The organism is Enterobacter cloacae complex sp. 6730903 (assembly GCF_048283985.1).
GTDB classification, from domain to species: Bacteria; Pseudomonadota; Gammaproteobacteria; order Enterobacterales; family Enterobacteriaceae; genus Enterobacter; species Enterobacter hormaechei_C.
Genome location: NZ_JBLVXX010000010.1, coordinates 20049 through 38705, shown reverse-complemented (window position 1 = coordinate 38705; position 18657 = coordinate 20049). Strand labels below are relative to the sequence as shown.

17 protein-coding genes are annotated in these 18657 nt (G+C 56.4%); 11 read left to right on the top strand and 6 right to left on the bottom strand.

Features of this window, described 5'->3' with window-relative positions; translation table 11 throughout:
* Positions 1–55: 55 nt before the first annotated feature.
* Both ACNQ0W_RS07380 and ACNQ0W_RS07375 read right to left on the bottom strand, forming a co-directional pair.
* Positions 56–940 (bottom strand): SDR family oxidoreductase, encoded by an 885-nt coding sequence (locus ACNQ0W_RS07380; RefSeq protein WP_022651207.1) that lies wholly within the window; start codon positions 938–940, stop codon positions 56–58.
* A gap of 111 nt (positions 941–1051) precedes the next feature.
* On the bottom strand, positions 1052–1579 hold the full coding sequence (locus ACNQ0W_RS07375) for a GNAT family N-acetyltransferase (RefSeq protein WP_062933032.1): 528 nt from the start codon (positions 1577–1579) through the stop codon (positions 1052–1054).
* Positions 1580–1710: 131 nt separating this feature from the next.
* Here ACNQ0W_RS07375 and treZ point away from each other — a divergent pair, with 131 nt between their 5' ends.
* Genes treZ through glgX form a run of 3 tightly spaced genes read left to right on the top strand, consistent with a single transcriptional unit; the run spans position 1711 to position 8054 of the window.
* Positions 1711–3498 (top strand): malto-oligosyltrehalose trehalohydrolase, encoded by a 1788-nt coding sequence (gene treZ / locus ACNQ0W_RS07370; RefSeq protein ID WP_062933033.1) that lies wholly within the window; start codon positions 1711–1713, stop codon positions 3496–3498.
* Positions 3495–5963, top strand: a complete 2469-nt coding sequence (gene treY, locus ACNQ0W_RS07365; RefSeq protein ID WP_417933178.1) for a malto-oligosyltrehalose synthase — start codon at positions 3495–3497, stop codon at positions 5961–5963. Before treZ ends, treY begins: the two co-directional genes overlap by 4 nt.
* 15 nt (positions 5964–5978) lie before the next feature.
* Positions 5979–8054: a glycogen debranching protein GlgX gene (glgX, locus tag ACNQ0W_RS07360; RefSeq protein ID WP_047717502.1), complete on the top strand. Its 2076-nt coding sequence runs from the start codon at positions 5979–5981 to the stop codon at positions 8052–8054.
* Here the strand turns inward: glgX and ACNQ0W_RS07355 are convergent.
* Positions 8051–8599, bottom strand: a complete 549-nt coding sequence (locus ACNQ0W_RS07355; protein WP_017382340.1) for a winged helix DNA-binding protein — start codon at positions 8597–8599, stop codon at positions 8051–8053. The genes glgX and ACNQ0W_RS07355 overlap by 4 nt on opposite strands.
* 224 nt (positions 8600–8823) lie before the next feature.
* Between ACNQ0W_RS07355 and ACNQ0W_RS07350 the strand changes: the two genes are divergently transcribed.
* From ACNQ0W_RS07350 to ACNQ0W_RS07340, 3 genes are read left to right on the top strand one after another with little or no spacing between them, the layout of a single operon-like run.
* Positions 8824–9546, top strand: a complete 723-nt coding sequence (locus ACNQ0W_RS07350; RefSeq protein ID WP_003857121.1) for a DUF969 domain-containing protein — start codon at positions 8824–8826, stop codon at positions 9544–9546.
* Positions 9543–10529 carry a DUF979 domain-containing protein gene (locus tag ACNQ0W_RS07345; RefSeq protein WP_017382341.1) on the top strand — a complete coding sequence of 329 codons (987 nt, stop codon included), beginning with the start codon at positions 9543–9545 and terminating at the stop codon, positions 10527–10529. The genes ACNQ0W_RS07350 and ACNQ0W_RS07345 overlap by 4 nt, the downstream gene beginning before the upstream one ends.
* Positions 10530–10538: 9 nt before the next feature.
* Positions 10539–11534: a DUF2891 domain-containing protein gene (locus tag ACNQ0W_RS07340; protein WP_015570513.1), complete on the top strand. Its 996-nt coding sequence runs from the start codon at positions 10539–10541 to the stop codon at positions 11532–11534.
* 21 nt (positions 11535–11555) lie between these two features.
* Here ACNQ0W_RS07340 and ACNQ0W_RS07335 read toward each other — a convergent pair whose 3' ends face one another.
* The gene (locus tag ACNQ0W_RS07335; protein ID WP_062933061.1) at positions 11556–12944 is read right to left on the bottom strand and encodes an MFS transporter; all 1389 of its coding nucleotides are present in this window, start codon (positions 12942–12944) and stop codon (positions 11556–11558) included.
* Positions 12945–13073: 129 nt separating this feature from the next.
* Here ACNQ0W_RS07335 and ACNQ0W_RS07330 point away from each other — a divergent pair, with 129 nt between their 5' ends.
* From ACNQ0W_RS07330 to ACNQ0W_RS07320, 3 genes are all read left to right on the top strand, one after another.
* The gene (locus ACNQ0W_RS07330; RefSeq protein WP_062933035.1) at positions 13074–14003 is read left to right on the top strand and encodes a LysR family transcriptional regulator; all 930 of its coding nucleotides are present in this window, start codon (positions 13074–13076) and stop codon (positions 14001–14003) included.
* Positions 14004–14066: 63 nt separating this feature from the next.
* Positions 14067–14333 carry a DUF1778 domain-containing protein gene (locus ACNQ0W_RS07325; RefSeq protein ID WP_003857131.1) on the top strand — a complete coding sequence of 89 codons (267 nt, stop codon included), beginning with the start codon at positions 14067–14069 and terminating at the stop codon, positions 14331–14333.
* On the top strand, positions 14321–14806 hold the full coding sequence (locus ACNQ0W_RS07320; protein WP_045329830.1) for a GNAT family N-acetyltransferase: 486 nt from the start codon (positions 14321–14323) through the stop codon (positions 14804–14806). Before ACNQ0W_RS07325 ends, ACNQ0W_RS07320 begins: the two co-directional genes overlap by 13 nt.
* A gap of 175 nt (positions 14807–14981) precedes the next feature.
* Here the strand turns inward: ACNQ0W_RS07320 and ACNQ0W_RS07315 are convergent, their stop codons facing one another.
* Both ACNQ0W_RS07315 and ACNQ0W_RS07310 read right to left on the bottom strand, forming a co-directional pair.
* Positions 14982–16274 carry a glycoside hydrolase family 28 protein gene (locus tag ACNQ0W_RS07315; protein ID WP_062933036.1) on the bottom strand — a complete coding sequence of 431 codons (1293 nt, stop codon included), beginning with the start codon at positions 16272–16274 and terminating at the stop codon, positions 14982–14984.
* A gap of 104 nt (positions 16275–16378) precedes the next feature.
* The gene (locus tag ACNQ0W_RS07310) at positions 16379–17137 is read right to left on the bottom strand and encodes a DeoR/GlpR family DNA-binding transcription regulator (protein WP_062933037.1); all 759 of its coding nucleotides are present in this window, start codon (positions 17135–17137) and stop codon (positions 16379–16381) included.
* A gap of 86 nt (positions 17138–17223) precedes the next feature.
* Here ACNQ0W_RS07310 and ACNQ0W_RS07305 point away from each other — a divergent pair, with 86 nt between their 5' ends.
* Together ACNQ0W_RS07305 and tam are read left to right on the top strand one after the other, a co-directional pair.
* A complete protein-coding gene (locus ACNQ0W_RS07305; protein ID WP_047050949.1) occupies positions 17224–17808 on the top strand; it encodes an NUDIX domain-containing protein in 585 nt (194 codons plus the stop codon).
* 84 nt (positions 17809–17892) lie between these two features.
* Positions 17893–18651 carry a trans-aconitate 2-methyltransferase gene (gene tam, locus ACNQ0W_RS07300; protein ID WP_062933038.1) on the top strand — a complete coding sequence of 253 codons (759 nt, stop codon included), beginning with the start codon at positions 17893–17895 and terminating at the stop codon, positions 18649–18651.
* Positions 18652–18657 lie beyond the last annotated feature (6 nt).

Here is an 18657-nt window from a genome sequence, read left to right as displayed (position 1 = left end):
CAGCAGAGGAGTGAATGTGACCTATCCATGAAATGGATAGGTCTGAGAGGATGCTTTACAGCACGCCGGTGCCGCCGTCAGAGCACCACACTTGCCCGGAGGCGTATGAGCAGGTATCGGAGGCAAACAGCACATACAGCGGTGCGATTTCAACCGGCTGGCCCGGTCTGCCCAGGGGCGTATCTTCCCCGAACTTCTGAACTTTGGACTGCGGCTGACCGCCGCTGGACTGAAGAGGCGTCCAGTATGGACCTGGCGCGACGGCATTCACCCGAATGCCACGCGGTCCCAGCTGCTGGGCCAGAGACTTGGTAAAGGCCACGTTACAGGCTTTGGTCTGCGCATAGTCCACCAGGATCGCGCTCGGTTTAAACGCCTGAACGGAAGTGGTGTTGATGATCACGGCGCCTTCCTGCAAATGGCGCAGCGCAGCTTTGGTGATCCAGAAGGGGGCATAGACGTTGGTTTTAAACGTCGCGTCAAAATCTGCCGTGGTGAGATCGTCGATCGATTCGCAGTACTGCTGGCGTCCGGCATTGTTCACCAGGATATCCAGGCCACCCAGTTCCGCGACGGCTTTTTCCACCAGCGTATCGCAGAACGACTCAACGCGAATGTCGCCCGGAATGGCGACCGCCTTACGGCCTTCAGCCTGAATCAGCGCTATGACCGATGCCGCATCGGACTCCTCTTCCGGCAGATAGCCAATAGCGACATCTGCACCTTCACGGGCATAGGCGATCGCTACCGCGCGACCAATTCCGGAATCACCGCCGGTAATCAGCGCTTTTTTTCCTGCCAGTTTTCCAGACCCGATATAACTTGTTTCACCATGATCCGGTATTGGCTTCATTTCCGATGCCAGCCCGGGAGCCCTTTGCGGTTGTTCAGCAAACGGTGGACGAGGGTAATGCAGCGTGTGATTATTTCCTGTAGACATACCGGCCTCCTTAATAGTGAATTCCAAGATTAGTCGTTAATTAAACGTAAGCGGGCAAAATTGACAAATTCAGACAAATCTATCTTCCGGTAGCGGATATAAAATATTTTCTCAAGCCAGCATGTAATACCAGAAAAGGGCGACCTCATCTTTTTCCGGCAGGGCGTTGTAAAGATAGCGATCGTAACCGCCCAGAATAAACCCATAGTGACGATAGAACAGACAGGCAGAAACATTAACGTTTTGCGTCTCCAGCCGTAACCCGGGCGCATTGAGGCTTCGCGCCCAGACGTGGGTGGCGGACATCAGCTTGTGCGCAGCGCCCGTACGGCGTTTTGTACGCTCCACGGCAATGTAATCCACCGAAATAAATTTATTCCAGTTGCAGGACGCGGTAATAAAACCGGCGATTTCACCCTCATCCGTTTCGGCGATAAGAAATATGGAATCCGGATTAACGCAATGATTTTCCAGCGTCTGGAGATCAAGTTCATAGGTTTTTAGATAAGGTTCGGTCAGCGCCTCGATATGCAAATCACCATTAAGAAATGGCTCTCTGGCAATCTCATCAACCGTGAAAGAAAAATCACAACATTCAAGACGGGCGAGGTCGGTACTTAATCCTTTTCGAATATGCATAGTATTCCTTAAATGAGAGTTATAAATAGATAATAGACGAAGCGGCATACCCTGCTGGCATAACACTCTGTAGATCCTGGTCTAAGCTTGTATTTCGTTCCGCGTAGAATGTGGTCATTCGAGGACAATGAATGGAATTCAGAACATGTCGCAGGCACTGGGGTGCTGAGTTTATTTCCGATGACGTTGTACGTTTTCGCGTCTGGGCAGAAGGGCAAAAAGATCTCACGTTGCGTTTAACCGATACCGACATTCCCATGGCGGCGGTGGGCGACGGCTGGTTTCAGATTGACGTGCCCGGCGTCAGGCACGGTACGACGTATCAGTTTGTTTTACAGGATGGAATGGCGGTGCCGGACCCGGCCTCGCGCGCGCAGCAGTCTGACGTCAACGGCCCGTCGGTGGTGATTGACCCGCGTCGCAGCCTGCCCACTCAGCGGGAATGGCAAGGACGACCGTGGGAAGAGACGGTGATCTACGAGCTGCATATCGGCACCTTCACCGGGGAAGGAACCTTCAGGGCGGCCATCGACAAACTGCCTTATCTGGCCGAACTGGGTATTACGCAACTGGAAGTGATGCCCGTGTCCCAGTTCGGGGGCGCGCGCGGATGGGGGTATGACGGCGTGCTGCTGTATGCCCCGCACTCGGCTTATGGCACACCGGATGATTTTCATGCCTTCATCGATGCCGCCCACGCGCTCGGGCTTTCCGTGGTGCTGGATATCGTACTCAACCACTTTGGCCCGGAAGGGAACTACCTGCCGTTGCTCTCACCGGCGTTTTTCCATCAGGATCGTATGACCCCGTGGGGCAACGGTATTGCCTATGAGGTTGAGGCCGTCCGGCAATACATCGCTGAGGCGCCGTTATTCTGGCTCTCGGAGTATCATCTTGACGGTCTGCGCTTCGACGCCATCGACCAGATCCATGACGACGCTGAGACCCATATTCTTCCCGAGATAGCGCAACGGATCCGCGACGCATTTCCGGATCGGCATATCCATCTGACCACCGAAGACAGTCGCAACGTGATTTTTCTGCATCCGCGCGATGAACATGGTCAGACGCCGCTTTTCACCGCCGAATGGAATGATGATTTTCACAACGCCGCGCATGTCTTCGCGACGGGGGAATCACACGCCTACTATCAGGATTTTGCCTTTGAGCCGGAGAAAAAACTGGCGCGGTCGCTGGCAGAGGGCTTTGTCTACCAGGGGGAAATCTCGCTTCAGACCGGGAAATCGCGCGGGGTAGAGTGTCGTGAGCAACCTCCTCAGTTTTTTGTCGATTTTATCCAGAACCACGACCAGGTCGGCAACCGTGCCCAGGGGGAGAGGCTTATCTCTTTGGCAGGCGCGGATAAAACGCGCGTGCTGTTCGCTGCGCTGCTCCTGTCGCCCCATATTCCGCTGCTGTTTATGGGCGAGGAGTATGGCGAAACGCATCCGTTCCTCTTTTTCACCGACTTCCACGGCGACCTGGCGAAAGCCGTGCGGGAAGGGCGCGCGAAAGAGTTTACCGGCCATGCCGGGCACGATGAAACCGTACCGGACCCCAATGACGTCAATACCTTTATGCAGTCGAAGCTTGACTGGAACAAGGCAGACACGGAGGAAGGCAGGGCGTGGCTGCACGTGACGCGCGAACTGATTGCGCTGCGTCAGCGCTTTATCGTCCCGTTACTGAAACAGCGGGGCGCCATGGAGGGTAACGTCCTGCAAACGGCGCTCGGCATGGTTGCCGTGAACTGGCGTTTTCCGTCCGGCACGCTGTCGCTGGCGCTGAATATCGGCAAAAAGCCGCTCGCCTTACCGGACCTGCCCGGAAAAACGATCTTTAGCTGGCCGGAGGCAGTCGATAACCTGCCGCCGAACAGCATTGTTGTTCGCTTTGCTGATGGAGAAGCAGCGCTATGATCCCTTCCTCTACTTACCGAATTCAGTTTCGCAACGGCATGACCTTCGATCGCGTGGTGGACCTGATTCCGTATATGAAAGACCTTGGAATCAGCCATCTTTACGCGTCGCCTGTTTTCACCGCAACCACGGATTCCACCCACGGCTATGACGTGACCGACCCCAACGAAATCGACCCGGCGATTGGCGGGCGGGAAGGGTTTGACCGCATGGCAGCAGCGCTTAAACAGGCGGGGATGGGGCTGATTCTGGATATCGTTCCTAACCATATGTCGACCTCGCTGGAAAACCGCTGGTGGCGCGATGTTATCGAACATGGCAGGCAGAGCCGCTATGCGGCGTATTTTGATATCGACTGGTCCCGACCGCTGACGTTGCCGTTTCTTGGCGACACCTTTGAAGCCGAGCTGGAGCGGGGGGCTATCACCTTAAAACGTGACAGTGTCACCAACAGCGCAGCGCTGGTTTACTATGATACCGCCTATCCGCTTAATCCCGGCACGTATGACGAAGGCAAGAGCATCGCTGAGATCCACGAGGCGCAAAGCTGGCGGCTGATGTCCTGGCGGGAAGCGCCAAAACAGCTTTCATGGCGGCGCTTCTTTGAAATCACCGGGCTGGTCGGCGTGCGGGTAGAGGATGAGGCGGTCTTTGCAGACACGCACCGCCTGATCCTTGAGCTTGTCCACGCCGGGGTAGTCGACGGCCTGCGCATTGACCATGTGGACGGGCTTGCCGATCCGCTGGGCTATTTGCAGCGCCTGCGGGCGGCGACCGGGCCGGATTGCTACATCACGGTAGAGAAGATCCTCGCCAAAGGGGAACAGCTTCCTCCGGAGTGGCCGGTCTCGGGGACCACGGGCTATGAGTTCATCGCCTCGCTGGCGGAAGTGCTGGTGGATGATACCAACCTCTCGCGGCTGGAAACGCTCTACGACGAGACGCTGGGTACGGCCGTGGACAGGCAGGCGGAACTTCGCAAAGCCAAAGGGCTGATGACCGATCGTAATTTTGAAGGTGAATTTACCACGCTGCTCAAAATAGCCAGCGAGCTGGCCGGGCATAACGGCGTCGAAGTAGAGCATGAGGATATCCGCCATGCCCTGCGCGAGTTGCTTATCGCGTTTCCGGTGTATCGCACCTACGGCACCGGAGAGGGGCTGACGCCACCGGATGTGGCGCTGCTCAGTCGCGTGGTCGCTAGCGTCGACACCTCTGAACCCGCGCTCAGCCTGATCGTGCGCATTCTTACCGGCGATCTGCCGGAGGATGACCACGCGCTGGCCTCGCTTTTCCGCACCCGTTTTCAGCAACTGACCGGGCCGCTGATGGCGAAATCGGTAGAGGATACGCTGTTCTTCCGCCATAACCTGGAGCTGGCCCTGAACGAAGTCGGCGCCGACCCGACACCGCGCGCGTTTTCACTTTCCCGTTTTCATCAGGAGATGCGTATTCGTCTTGCCCGCCAGCCCGATGCGCTGCTGGGAACCTCCACCCACGACACCAAACGCGGCGAGGATGCGCGAGCGCGTCTGTATACGCTGACGGAAGCGCCAGATCTGTGGGGGGAAAACCTGGCGCGCTGGCGGCAGATGAACCAGACGCAGGTCCGATTCCTCAACGACGGTACCGCGCCGAACGCCGCCGACACCTGGATGATCTTCCAGGCGCTGGCGGGCGTCTGGCCAGCCACGCTGTCGCCTGACGATCGTGATGGCCTTAAGTCACTGGAAGAGCGTTTCCTCGGCTTTATTGAGAAAGCCCTGCGCGAGGCCAAGCAGCGTACCGACTGGATCGACAGCAACGAAGGGTACGAGAGCGTGGTGCTGGACTACGTGCGCCATCTGCTCTCCCCGGATAACACCCTGTTCCTGCGTGATTTCAGTGCCGCACTCCAGCCGTTTATTCGGGCGGGATTAATGAACAGCCTGAGCCAGACGGTGATCAAGCTGACTGCGCCAGGCGTACCGGACATCTACCAGGGCAGCGAAGGGCTTAACTTCAGCCTGGTCGACCCGGATAACCGCCGCGAACCGGATTTCACCGCGCTGGCGAAAAACCTCAGCACGGCGGATGCAGCACTCTTTAACGATGCGCAATGCTGGCGATACGGCAGCGTGAAGCAGTACGTCACCGCCACGCTGTTACGGCTGCGGCCACATTACCCCGCGCTTTTCCGCTACGGCGACTGGCTGCCGCTGAAGGTGACCGGTGAGCGGGAGGAGAATCTGATTGTTTATGCCCGCATAAAAGATGACGAGGCGCTGATCGTCGCCGTGCCGCGTCTGGTGTTTGACGTCACCGACAATGCGATGCTGTGGGCCAATACTACCGTGGCCATACCCCAGGAGCTGGCCGGGAAGCACTACCGGGATCTGTTTACCGGTGAGCGTCGCCTTCTGTCAGAGACGCTGGATTTAACGTCTGAAAAGGGATGTTTGTTGGTTCTGCTTACCTGCGACTAATCGAGGAGAACAAAAATGCCAAAGGATACAACGTTTGAAATTCGGGCCGGTCATGGCCAGCAGTTGGGCGCAAATTATGACGGGAAAGGGGTGAACTTCGCCCTGTTTTCCGCCCACGCGGAGCGGGTGGAGCTGTGTCTGTTTGATCCTTCGGGAAAAACAGAAATAGCCCGCCTGGAACTGCCGGAATATACCCATGAGGTCTGGCACGGCTATGTGCCGGATCTAAAACCGGGTGCGCTGTATGGTTACCGTGTGTATGGCCCTTACGATCCGGAGAACGGACACCGGTTCAATCCCAATAAGCTGCTTATTGACCCCTATGCCCGTGAACTGGTGGGTGACATTGAGTGGAACGATGCCCACTTCGGCTATGAGCTGGGACACGATGAGCTGGATCTCAGCTTTGATACGCGAGACAGCGCGCCGTTTACGCCCAAATGTAAGGTCATCGACCCCAATGCCGTTGACTGGCAAGACTCCCGCCGACCCGATATCCCGTGGCCGCATACCGTGGTCTATGAGAGCCACGTCAAAGGTTTTACCCAGCTTAACCCGGCTATTCCGCCTGAACTGCGCGGTACGTTTGAGGGGATGGGGCATAAAGCGTCGGTGGAGTACATCAAAAGCCTCGGGATTACCTCGGTCGAGCTGCTGCCGGTTCACTGGTTCCCTGACGATCAGCACCTGCTCGATCGCGGTCTGAAAAACTTCTGGGGCTATAACTCGCTCGGTTTCTTTGCGCCAGCGTCCCGCTATTACGGCCCGGCGGGGATCCAGGGTTTCCGCGACATGGTGCGTGCCTATCATGACGCGGGCATCGAGGTGATCCTCGACGTGGTCTATAACCACACGGCAGAGGGCAACGAACTGGGGCCAACCCTGTCGTTTAAGGGAATTGATAACTTCTGCTATTACCGCACCATGCCGGATCAGCACCGGTATTACATCAACGACACCGGCACCGGGAACACCGTTAATACTTCACACCCGCGCGTATTGCAGATGGTCATGGACTCCCTGCGTTACTGGGCGGAATCGATGCAGATTGACGGTTTCCGCTTTGACCTCGGGACCATTCTCGGACGTGAGCCGGAGGGGTTCGATCCGCGCGGCGGCTTCTTCGATGCCGTGACTCAGGATCCGGTGCTGTCGAAGCTGAAGCTCATCGGTGAGCCATGGGATATCGGCCCCGGCGGGTATCAGGTGGGGGGCTTCCCGCCAGGCTGGGGTGAGTGGAACGACAAATACCGCGATACGGTACGTGAATACTGGAAGGGGGATAACGTCTCTAACGATTTTGCCGCCCGTCTGTTAGGGTCCGGTGATTTGTACGATCTGCGCGGGCGTCGTCCGTGGGCCAGCGTCAATTTTATTACCGCGCATGACGGCTTCACGCTGAACGACCTGGTGTCGTACAACGAGAAACATAACGCCGATAACGGGGAAGATAATAACGACGGACATAACGATAACCGGTCGTATAACTACGGCGAAGAGGGGCCGACGGAGAACCCGGATATCATCGCCACCCGCGAGCGGCAAAAGCGCAACTTCCTCACCACGCTCTTCTTCTCGCACGGTACGCCGATGCTGCTGGCAGGCGATGAGTTTGGCCGGACGCAAAAGGGCAATAATAACGGCTATTGTCAGGACAGCGAGATCTCCTGGGTAAACTGGGAAGGACTCACTGAAAACGACGAGAAGCTGCGCGACTTTACCCGTCGGTTGATTGCCCTGCGCGCGACGCAGCCGCTGCTGCGACGTGAGAACTGGCGCGACGGGCTGGAGATCCGCTGGTTTAACGCCGGTGGCGGACCGCAGCAGTCGGAACAATGGGACGAGGGTTCCACCCTTGGTCTTGCCATCAGCCGTCCCGATCTTGAGCAGGAAGAGGGCGTCTGGCACGACGTGCTGATGCTGTTTAACCCGTTTGAAGGCACGGTGCCATTCCAGATCCCGCAGTTTGGCGAAGGGGGTTGGGTGCTGGAGCTTTCGACGGCGGATGATGCCCCCACAGGGGAAATCATCACGGAATCCGTCGATTATGAACTGGCCGGGCGGAGCATGTCGCTTTTCCGCCGTCCTTAAAGCGAGGCCGCCGCGCGTGCGGCGGTATCATACAGGGAGGAGATCGCGCGGAGTAACTGCGCGGTCTCGCCAATCGACGCGCCCGGAATGCCGCTTTCCGCATGAATGTTGATCAGGCAGGCCTCCCGCACCTCCCGGTACTTCATGCACAGCGCTTTTCCCTCCTCCGTAGTGGAGAAAAAAAGCTCTTTTCCGGCTTTCTCGCTGGTGACATATCCCGCCTTGACCAGCTTTTTCAGCGCATACGTCACCACGTGGGTATCTTCCACGTTCAGCACAAAGCAGATGTCGGCCAGCTTTTTCTTACGGTTGCGGTGATTTACGTGGTGCAGAAGCGAAACGTCAAAGGCCCCCATATCCGGTTCACCCGCTGCGGTCATGCAGCGCACCATCCATTTGTTAAACGCATTGCTGGTCATGATCAGCGCATATTCCAGCTCTGATAATTCAGCACACCGCTCTGAGACGAGATGACGGGAGGAGACGATTCGCCCGTCCGCAATATCGTCGTGGTTTAACGCCGTCGTCTTTTTGTTTACTGTCATAACGATCCTTCCCCCGAAATGTAAACCCGTCGATAAAATAAGAACATTTTATTGATAAATTGTTTACATGTTTTTGACGTTCAGATATAGCTTTTTAGTGCAGGTTCTGTGGAGCCTGACGCAAAACACAACATCGCGCGCCGTAATGCACCGGCTTCGCTCTGCTGCGAAGTATAAAAAATAGCCGTCGGCGCGCAACGCTCACTTTGGATAGGGTAACGTTTATGGACAGTTCTACACTGTTGCCACTTATCGGGATTCCGGTGGTGGTTATTGGTTTTGCACTGCGTTTCAACCCGCTGCTGGTTGTCGTGGTGGCGGGGCTGGCGACGGGCCTGCTGGTTGGCATGGATTTCGGTATGCTGCTGGAAACCTTTGGCGAAAAGTTCGTGAATAGCCGATCGCTTGCCACCTTCATTCTGATCCTGCCGGTGATTGGCCTGCTGGAGTATTACGGGCTGAAAGAGCGCGCCCAGGCCTGGGTCGCGAAGATCGCCAGCGCCACCTCGGCGCGTATCCTGATGCTCTACTTTGTTGCCCGCGAAGGGACGGCTGCGCTGGGCCTGATGTCCCTTGGCGGCCACGCGCAAACAGTGCGTCCGCTGCTGGCGCCGATGGCGGAAGGGGCGGCCCTGAATGAATACGGCGAACTGCCGCAGACTATCCGCGACAAAATCAAAGCCCATGCCGCCGCGTGCGACAATATCGCGGTTTTCTTTGGGGAAGATATCTTTATCGCCTTTGGTGCGGTACTGCTGATTGATGCGTTCCTGAAAGAGAACGGGATCGAGGGGATCGAACCGCTGCATATCGGCCTGTGGGCCATTCCGACCGCTATTGCGGCACTGATTATCCATATGACGCGTCTGCTGCGCCTCGATGCCAGCATTCGTCGCGACGTGATGGCCTGGAAAGCAGAGCAGGGTACGCAGGAGATCGCGCCATGATGACCCTCATCACCATTAACCGCGTGTACTACCTGATCGGCTTCGTCGTGATGCTGCTGGTTGTGATGACCCTTCGCGATCGCGCTAACCCGAAACGCTATACCACCGCGCTGTTCTGGTTTCTGTTCGGCGGGATCTTCCTGTTTGGCGATCTGATGGTGCAGGAGCTGGGTAAGTCGCTGGCGTATCGCATTATTGGCGGCGCCGTTATCGTGATTGCGCTGCTGGCCGGTTTCGGGCTGGTCGGGAAGGGGCACTATAAAATGTCCACCGAGGAGGAGCGTGTTGCCTCGTCGAACCGGCTGAAAAACTGGCTGTTTTTACCGGCACTGATGATCCCCGTGGTAACGGTTATCGGGACGCTGTTTCTGAAAGGCGTGTCGATTGGCGGCGTTTATCTGCTCGACCAGAAACAGCTTACGCTGGCGGCGCTGTGCGTGGCCTGCGTGGCGGCTATCCTTACCGGCTGGTGGCTAACAAAAGGTACGCCGCTGCATGCGGTGCGTCAGTCGCGTCGTCTGGTCGATACCATTGGCTGGGCGGTGATCCTGCCGCAGATGCTCGCCATGCTCGGCGGCGTGTTTGTGGTGGCGAATACCGGCGAATCGGTACAAAAGGTGGTCAGCCTGTTTGTGAACCCGGACAGCCGTTTCATGCTGGTGGTCATTTACTGCGTGGGGATGGCGCTGTTTACCATGATCATGGGTAACGCCTTCGCAGCCTTCCCGGTGTTAAGCGCCGGTATCGCTCTGCCATTCCTGATTAACGTCCATCACGGTAACCCGGCGCCGCTGCTGGCTATCGGTATGTACGCTGGCTATTGCGGCACGCTGATGACGCCGATGGCTGCCAACTTCAACATTGTGCCCGCCGCGCTGCTGGAGCTAAAAGACAAATATCAGGTTATCAAGATCCAGATCCCGACCGCGTTAACCCTGCTGGTGGTGAACGTGTTCTTAATGTATTTCCTCGTGTTTCGCTAAGGAGCTGCAATGGAATTAACCCAACATCAGGCTGACGCCTTCGCCAGAATGCCGTTGACCTATTTACGTCAGGAATACCCGAACCACATTATGCATCTGCTCAACGATGACGGCGACGTTCTGCCGCCTCGCGAGCTTCACCCGATCTTTTACGGCTGTTTTGACTGGCACTCTGCGGTGCACGGCTACTGGCTGCTGCTGCGCTGTCTGCGTCTCTGGCCCGAACTGCCGTGCCGGGAAGAGATCATCACTCTGTTCGAAGAACACCTGACCGACGAGAAGGTGGCGAAGGAGCTGGCCTATTTTACCGCGCCGTTCCGCGCGTCGTTTGAGCGGCCTTATGGCTACGGCTGGCTGCTGGCGCTGGCGCAGGAGCTGAAACAGTCGTCACTGCCGCAGGCGGAGCGCTGGTACCAGACGCTGCAACCGTTAACGCGGGATATTCGCCAGCGGCTGGTGGATTATCTCAGCAAGCTCACCTATCCCATCCGCGTCGGAACGCATTACAACACGGCGTTTGCGCTCGCGCTTGGGCTGGATTATGCCCGGGCGGTGACGGATGACGGGCTTGAACAGGCGATCCTGGACGCGGCGACACGCTTTTATCATACGGACACGCAATATCCGGCGCATTACGAGCCGGGCGGCGACGAGTATATCTCCGGGGCGCTGACCGAGGCGTTACTGATGAGTAAGGTGGTAGAGAATTTCCCGGCCTGGTTCGATGCGTTTCTGCCTGAAGTGGGTGCCGTTTCAGCGCTGATGAACCCGGCTGAGGTAAGCGACCGCACCGACCCGAAAATCGCACACCTGGACGGGCTTAACCTCAGCCGCGCGTGGTGTATGAAGCACATTGCCCGCGCCTTGCCGGAAAACCACCCGGCGCAGCAGGCGCTACAGGATGCCGTTGCGCGTCATCTCTCGGCAAGCGTGGAACATGTTGTCGGCAGCCACTACAGCGGCGGCCACTGGCTGGCGAGTTTTGCGCTGCTGGCACTGGAGTAGCGCTTAGTTATATTTTCGCGCTCATCCTGTTTCCGCAGGATGAGTGATTTTACGCAACCGGCTTGCGCTGACGACGACCGCTACCGCAGAAGCCGCGGCGGCGACCCACAGCGCAACATGAATTGACCTTTCATCTGCGGCCAGCAGAACGGTCACGGCGGCGGCTCCTAGGCACTGCCCGAACGTGCGCATAATAGATAAAACACCGGATGCATAGCTCGCATGCTCACGAATAACGTTGGAGAGCATTTCACGGTTATTGGGACTCTGGAAGCAGCCAAACCCCATTCCGCACACCAGGCTCCGCAGGCAGATATCCCACACTGAAGGGCGGTCGGGTAATGTCGCCAGCAGGATCAAACCCACGACAAAAATCACCAGCCCCAGGGTGGATATCGCCGGGGCTGAAATCGTGTCCGCCCACCGGCCTGCATGCGGCGCAATCAGTACGATCCCTAACGGCCACGGCGTAAACAGCAGGGCAGACACCACCGGACTGTAGCCGTATTCGCTCTGAAACAGGAAGGGCAGCGCAACAAAGGTGATCCCCTGGCTGACAAAAGCAATCATCGACGTGAAGGCCGCGAGGGTAAAACGTTCATTTTTAAACATCATCGGCGGCAGTAAGGGGTTATCCGCGCGGCGGATCTGCCAGATAAACGCCATGCCGCTCAGCGCAGCGAGCATTGTCCAGCAAAGGCTACCGAGGTGATAAGTAGCCTCCTGGAGGCTGTTCGCCGCCATGATCGTCGAACCCAGCAGCAGCGCCGACAATACGGCGCCCGGAGTGTCGAAGGGCGCTTGCTTTCGAACAGCCTCCCGCGGCAGCGCTTTAAACGCCAGCACTAAGGCGAGGGTGCCGGGAACAACGTTTATTGCAAACAGCCATTGCCAGCTCAGGGTGTGAAGGATCGTTCCGCCCAATACCGGGCCAATAGCGGAGCTTGAGGCGATGAGCAGGGCGTGCAACCCCAGAATGCGGCCAAGCAATCGCCCGGGAAATATGGACCGCAGGATTGCGGGGGCAATACTCAGCGTCGCCGCGCCGCCGATCCCCTGAAGCACGCGCATACCGATAAGCACTTCGGATGTATTCGCCAGCGCGCAACCCAGCGATGTCAGAGTAAAGGTCGTCAGACCTGCCAGAAATACGGGGCGATAACCCAGGCGGGCCGCAAGCGCCGCGAATATCGCCAGCGTCATCGCAGCCGCCAGCAGATACCCGTTGGCGAACCAGACGGCAATACTGGCAGGTACCTGCATCTCCTGAGCCATGGAGGGCAGGGCAATGTTGATCATGGTGCCATCAAACACGCCCATTAAGGTGGTGGTCATTATTGCGGCCATCACCCGTGCGCGCGCCGGGCCGGGCAGTCCTTCGTCGCCGGGTTGACTGGAAAAGAGCGTCATCAGGTTGTTCTCTGAGAAGCGTGTATGGATGACAAAACTATAAAGATGGCTTTTACAGGGCGGAAGGCGCACCATTTGCACTTTATCGTTGCACGAAACGCCTTATCTGAATGTACAGGAATGAGCGCTATGACCGATCCTGATTTTAATTTACTGATTGCACTCGACATATTACTGAGCGAAGCGAGTGTCGCAGGTGCGGCACGTCGGCTGAATCTCAGCACCTCGGCCATGAGCCGGACATTAAGCAGATTACGCGACGTTACAGGCGACCCGATCCTGGTGCGCGCCGGACGTAACATGGTACTGACCCCGTGGGCCGAAGCGACCCGGGATCGCGCCAGGCGTGCAGTGCACGAGGCCAGGGCGGTATTGCAGCCCTCAACTGAAACGTTCAGCGCGCGAAGTCTGGCGCGTCTTTTTACCATCAGGGCAAACGATGGTTTTGTGGTGGCGTTTGGGCCTGCGCTTATAGCGGCTGTGGCCGACGCCGCGCCGGACGTTTGTATACGCTTTGCGCCTAAGCCGGAAAAAACGTCGCGCTATCTTCGGGAAGGGCTGGTTGATCTGGAGATTGGCGTCCAGAGCAATATGGGGCCTGAAATACGGCTGCAACGACTGTTTGAGGATCGGTTTGTGGGCGTCGTGCGTAAGGGACACCCGCTGGCTAAGCAGGCAAAAATAAGCGTGAAGGATTATGTCGCCTGGGGCCATGTGGTAGCGTCACCCGAGGGCGCGTTGCACGGTTCCGTTGACGATGCGCTGGCCGAACTGGGGACAAAACGTAAAATCGCCAGCGTCGTACCGGGGTTTCCGACGGCACTGTCCGTGGCGCTGGAATCAGATCTTATCGCCATGATACCCGCGCTCTATTTACTCAATCAGCAGGTAACGGACCAGATACACGTTTTCGAGCTGCCGTTCAGAAGCCGTCGTATTACGGTATCGCAGATGTGGCACCCAAGAATGGAACGCGACCCTGGTCACCGCTGGCTGAGAGAGCAAATTCTTGCGATATGCGGTGTGGCGAGGTCAGACATGATTAAGGGTTCTGTATAGCGATTGCTATACACACCACTTATGCTATGCTTGTAAAGCAATTGCTATACAAGAGGTATACCCATGAAATCAGATGTTCAACTCAATCTCAGAGCCAAAGAATCCCAGCGGGCGCTTATCGATGCCGCCGCAGAGATCCTCCATAAATCACGTACAGACTTCATTCTGGAAATGGCCTGTCAGGCAGCCGAGAATGTGATCCTCGATCGGCGTGTATTCAATTTTAACGATGAACAGTATGCCGAGTTCATTGACATGCTCGATGCCCCGGTAGCGGACGATCCTGCCATAGAAAAACTGCTGGCAAGGAAACCGCAGTGGGACGTGTAACAGCACCAGAGCCGTTATCCAGCGCCCATCAACTGGCAGAGTTCGTCAGTGGAGAGGCCGTGCTTGACGAATGGCTAAAACAAAGAGGTCTGAAAAACCAGGCGCTCGGCGCAGCCCGAACGTTTGTCGTTTGTAAAACGGGCACGAAGCAGGTCGCGGGATTTTACTCTCTGGCTACCGGCAGCGTTAACCATACGCAAGCGACAGGGAATCTGCGGCGTAACATGCCGGATCCCATTCCCGTGATTATTCTTGCCCGTCTGGCTGTCGATGTCTCGTTACGCGGAAACGGGTTGGGAGCCGATTTACTCCACGATGCGGTTTTACGCTGTTATCGGGTAGCTGAGAATATCGGGGTGCGGGCGATTATGGTTCATGCACTCACTGAGGAAGCCAAAGCGTTTTATATCCACCATGGTTTCAAAGCATCGCAGACTCAGGAACGGACACTGTTTCTCCGGCTTCCTCAGTAGAGGCAAAGGGAGGGGGGGATGCGATGGGCTTATCTGATGAGGGATAGGCTTCATAATATCTCATTTAACATAATATACATTATGCGTACTAAGATTAATTAAGAACAAATCCAGCCGTTTCGGACCCATCCTTGTTTTGCTCATTCAGCGCATTATGCCCATCGATTCTATGCCATCAACGTTCATAACTGTCGTTACAGTCTTGCGTGTTCTCTACGGCAGTCACCTGCACATTCTGAAAGCGCAACCCATCCACACCGGAAATTTTCCCGAACTCTGTCGCGTCAATCAAAATACCCTCCAGCGTTAACCCAGCCACAGGACGCTCCGGATACCCCTCAATGAAAAATGCCCGCGAGAAATATTTGTTGTCTGAGCGATGCGCCGTCATATTTTTAATCATCAGTCCGCTGACCGCAGTAAGACCGGCGTCTCCCTCGACGCCATCAGCCAGCTTGCGCCAGTGTTCAGGTTTATCAGATAAATTGCTCTGGTCGCCATAGCTGTACTGCGGAAACCAGTTCAGCTGGATCAGCACCGGAAAACGCACGTCCATAAGCCGTAAATTTTGGACGGTGATATCACGGATAAACCCGCCCCGGTTGCGGGCCGACTTAATGCGAAACCCGACGCCCGTACCGTTAAACGCGTTATCTGCTATCAGGACGCGTTCAATGCCGCCTGAGGTTTCGCTCCCCAGCGTGATCCCGGACCCCTTATTCAGCGTACAACCGCGAATCACGATATCCCGTGCGGTACGTGCTTTTTGCGCCGCTTCGCGTCCTCGTCCTGATTTGATGCAGATATTGTCGTCATTACAGGAAACAATGCAGCGTTCAACCCGCACCTGTTCACAGGAATCGATATCAATCCCGTCGGTGCTCGGCCCCGCAGAATTGCTGATTTGCACGCCCTCAACCGTGATACGGCGCGAATAACAGAGGTGCATGTTCCAGAATCCAGACTCCCGACTGGTAAAATCACGCAGCAGAATGCTCTGGCTTTCAAAGACCAGGATATTGCGCGGGCGCTGACAGTCGTAATCAACCACCCAGCGCAATCCTCTGGCGCTGTAATCGCCGACCATGCCGCTGCGCTCGTCATCGCCCCAGAAGCGTTGCCACCAGATGACACCCTGCCCGTCTATCGTGCCTGTACCGGTAATGCTGACGTTTTCACAATCGATGATATTAATAATGCCTGCCGGCCAGCGCATATCAATGCCGGCCACCCGGGTGTTTATCAGGAGATAATCAGCCAGATCCTGGCTTCCAACGAGCTGCGCGCCAGCGTCCAGGCGAAGCGAAACACCGCTTTTCAGGAACAGTGCGCCGGTCAGAAAACGGCCTTGCGGAATAACAATGACATCGTTCTGTTGAGCGCTATTTATGGCCTGCTGAATGGCAGACGTTGACAGGCGTTGCGCGGTTGGGTCCGCGCCGCACGTCAGAATGGAGACCGCTTTCATGGCTTGTCCTTAAACAGATGAAAGCCTTAGTCTAGAAATCCGCGTGAAGGATAACCTTTGTCTGTTTGACAGCCACGCGGTCAGGCTGGCAAAAAAGCAGATATTTACTGGCTTGCGATCACCGCAACGCCCTTTTCTTTCATAGCGCTCACCCAGCGTTCATCCGTTGTGTTTTCAACAACCAGCGTATTCACCAGCGACAGGTCGCCAATCACAAACGCCGAGGCCGTGTTGATCTTTTCCGGTGAGGCCAATACCACCGTTTCCGCCGCTCTGCCGGAAAATGCACGTTTGATGCACGCTTCTTCGTAATCTCCGGTGGTCAGCCCGGCCTCAGGATGAACGCCGGTGACCCCCATGAAGAACAGATCCGCATGAATATTATTGATGCCTTCAATAGCGGCCGCGCCGACCGTGACGATGGAGTGTTTATACAAACGACCACCAATCAGGATCACCTCTATGCATGGATGGTCGACCAGCCCCAAAGCGATACCCGGGCTGTGCGTCACCACGGTGATCCGTAAATCGGGTGGTAAGAACGTAATAAGTTCGGAGGTGGTCGTCCCGCCATCGATGATCACCACCTGCCCCGGTGAAATGAGCTGCGCGCCTCGCCGTGCCACGCGTTTTTTTGCATCCATTTTGACGGACTGACGCTCGGCAAAAGGCGCAATCGCTGACGATGCTGGCAGTGCGCCGCCGTGAACACGCTGCAAACGCCCTTCTGCCGCCAGTTCACGTAAATCCCGGCGGATAGTGTCCTCAGACACCGAGAAAAAGAGGCTGAGCGCAGTAGACTGGACCTGACCTTCCGCCTCCAGTTTTTCCAGAATCAACTGTTTACGCTGGCTTGTGAGCATGAATTATTCCTGTTGTTGCACGATATGCCTTGTATTTGCACGATAGTGCTGTTTATGATGCTTACTCTACGAGAGGAGAGCCAAACGTGCAATCAAAACGTGCAGATATACGCATCATCAACAGCGAAACGTTGTCCGACAACTGGTATAACCTGAAAAAATACACTTTTGACCTCCAGCGCAGCGATGGCGACTGGCAGCGACAAGAGCGTGAAGTGTATGACCGGGGGAATGGCGCGACGATACTGCTCTATAATCGCGACAGCAAAACCGTCATTCTGACGCGTCAGTTCCGTTTCCCGGTGTTTATAAATGGTCACGAAGAGGATCTCATTGAGGCGGCCGCCGGGTTGCTCGATAACCTTGACCCGGAAAGCCGGATTAAGGCCGAAGCGGAAGAAGAAACCGGGTATAAGGTGACGCGCATAGAGAAAATTTTTGAGGCCTATATGAGCCCGGGCTCGGTTACCGAGAAACTCTACTTCTATCTGGCGGAATATCACCCGCAGGATCGGACCAGCGCGGGCGGCGGCGTTAAAGCAGAGGGAGAAGATATCGACGTACTGGAAATGACGCTGGACGACGCGCTTCGGGGCATTGAAAATGGGCAGATTGTCGACGGAAAAACCATCATGCTGCTCTATCACCTGGCCCTCAAAGGCATTTTATAATCTCACCATTAGCCAGATACCTGCCCCGGCGCAGGTATTTGCCTGTGCTATTCTTGCTGAACACCTCAACATGGAGATGCGAAAATGGCCGACTGGGATCCCTCTCTTTATCTACAGTACAGCGCAGAACGCACACGTCCCGCCGCAGAGCTACTCGCCCGGGTGCCGCTTGCTGACATAACCTCTGCCGTGGATTTGGGCTGCGGGCCAGGCAACAGCACCGCGCTGCTGAAACAGCGCTGGCCTTCAGCGCAGATCGCCGGCGTGGATAACTCCCCGGCCATGCTGGAGGAAGCCCGACAGGCCTTGCCAGACTGCCACTTTGTTGAGGCGGATATCCGGCACTACAAACCTGACCAGCCTCTCAGCCTGATCTATGCTAACGCCTCACTGCAATGGATCCCGGACCATTACCACCTTCTGCCACACCTGGTTTCACTGCTCCAGTTAAACGGCGTGCTGGCGGTGCAAATGCCTGACAACTGGCTTGAGCCGACGCACGCCCTGATGCGTGAAGTTGCCTGGGAACAGGGCTACCCCGATCGTGGCCGCGAGCCATTGCCGGGAATCCATGCCTACTACGATATTCTGACGGAAGCGGGATGCGACGTGGATATCTGGCGCACCACCTACTTCCATCAGATGAGCTCTCATCAGGCGATTATTGACTGGGTCAGCTCGACGGGGTTACGGCCGTGGTTACAGGAACTCAACGAAAGCGAGCAGAAAAACTATCTGAAACGCTATCTTGAGCTGCTGAAAGAGCAGTATCCGCTTCAGGAGAACGGGCAGATACTGCTGGCTTTTCCGCGCCTGTTTATGGTCGCTCAGCGGGTTCCGTAAGCCGGA

Bases quoted from the DNA above. Each gene is read 5' to 3' on its own strand.
- ACNQ0W_RS07380 (WP_022651207.1), bottom strand. From the start codon at position 940: ATGTCTACAGGAAATAATCACACGCTGCATTACCCTCGTCCACCGTTT.
- ACNQ0W_RS07375 (WP_062933032.1), bottom strand. From the start codon at position 1,579: ATGCATATTCGAAAAGGATTAAGTACCGACCTCGCCCGTCTTGAATGT.
- treZ (WP_062933033.1), top strand. From the start codon at position 1,711: ATGGAATTCAGAACATGTCGCAGGCACTGGGGTGCTGAGTTTATTTCC.
- treY (WP_417933178.1), top strand. From the start codon at position 3,495: ATGATCCCTTCCTCTACTTACCGAATTCAGTTTCGCAACGGCATGACC.
- glgX (WP_047717502.1), top strand. From the start codon at position 5,979: ATGCCAAAGGATACAACGTTTGAAATTCGGGCCGGTCATGGCCAGCAG.
- ACNQ0W_RS07355 (WP_017382340.1), bottom strand. From the start codon at position 8,599: ATGACAGTAAACAAAAAGACGACGGCGTTAAACCACGACGATATTGCG.
- ACNQ0W_RS07350 (WP_003857121.1), top strand. From the start codon at position 8,824: ATGGACAGTTCTACACTGTTGCCACTTATCGGGATTCCGGTGGTGGTT.
- ACNQ0W_RS07345 (WP_017382341.1), top strand. From the start codon at position 9,543: ATGATGACCCTCATCACCATTAACCGCGTGTACTACCTGATCGGCTTC.
- ACNQ0W_RS07340 (WP_015570513.1), top strand. From the start codon at position 10,539: ATGGAATTAACCCAACATCAGGCTGACGCCTTCGCCAGAATGCCGTTG.
- ACNQ0W_RS07335 (WP_062933061.1), bottom strand. From the start codon at position 12,944: ATGACGCTCTTTTCCAGTCAACCCGGCGACGAAGGACTGCCCGGCCCG.
- ACNQ0W_RS07330 (WP_062933035.1), top strand. From the start codon at position 13,074: ATGACCGATCCTGATTTTAATTTACTGATTGCACTCGACATATTACTG.
- ACNQ0W_RS07325 (WP_003857131.1), top strand. From the start codon at position 14,067: ATGAAATCAGATGTTCAACTCAATCTCAGAGCCAAAGAATCCCAGCGG.
- ACNQ0W_RS07315 (WP_062933036.1), bottom strand. From the start codon at position 16,274: ATGAAAGCGGTCTCCATTCTGACGTGCGGCGCGGACCCAACCGCGCAA.
- ACNQ0W_RS07310 (WP_062933037.1), bottom strand. From the start codon at position 17,137: ATGCTCACAAGCCAGCGTAAACAGTTGATTCTGGAAAAACTGGAGGCG.
- tam (WP_062933038.1), top strand. From the start codon at position 17,893: ATGGCCGACTGGGATCCCTCTCTTTATCTACAGTACAGCGCAGAACGC.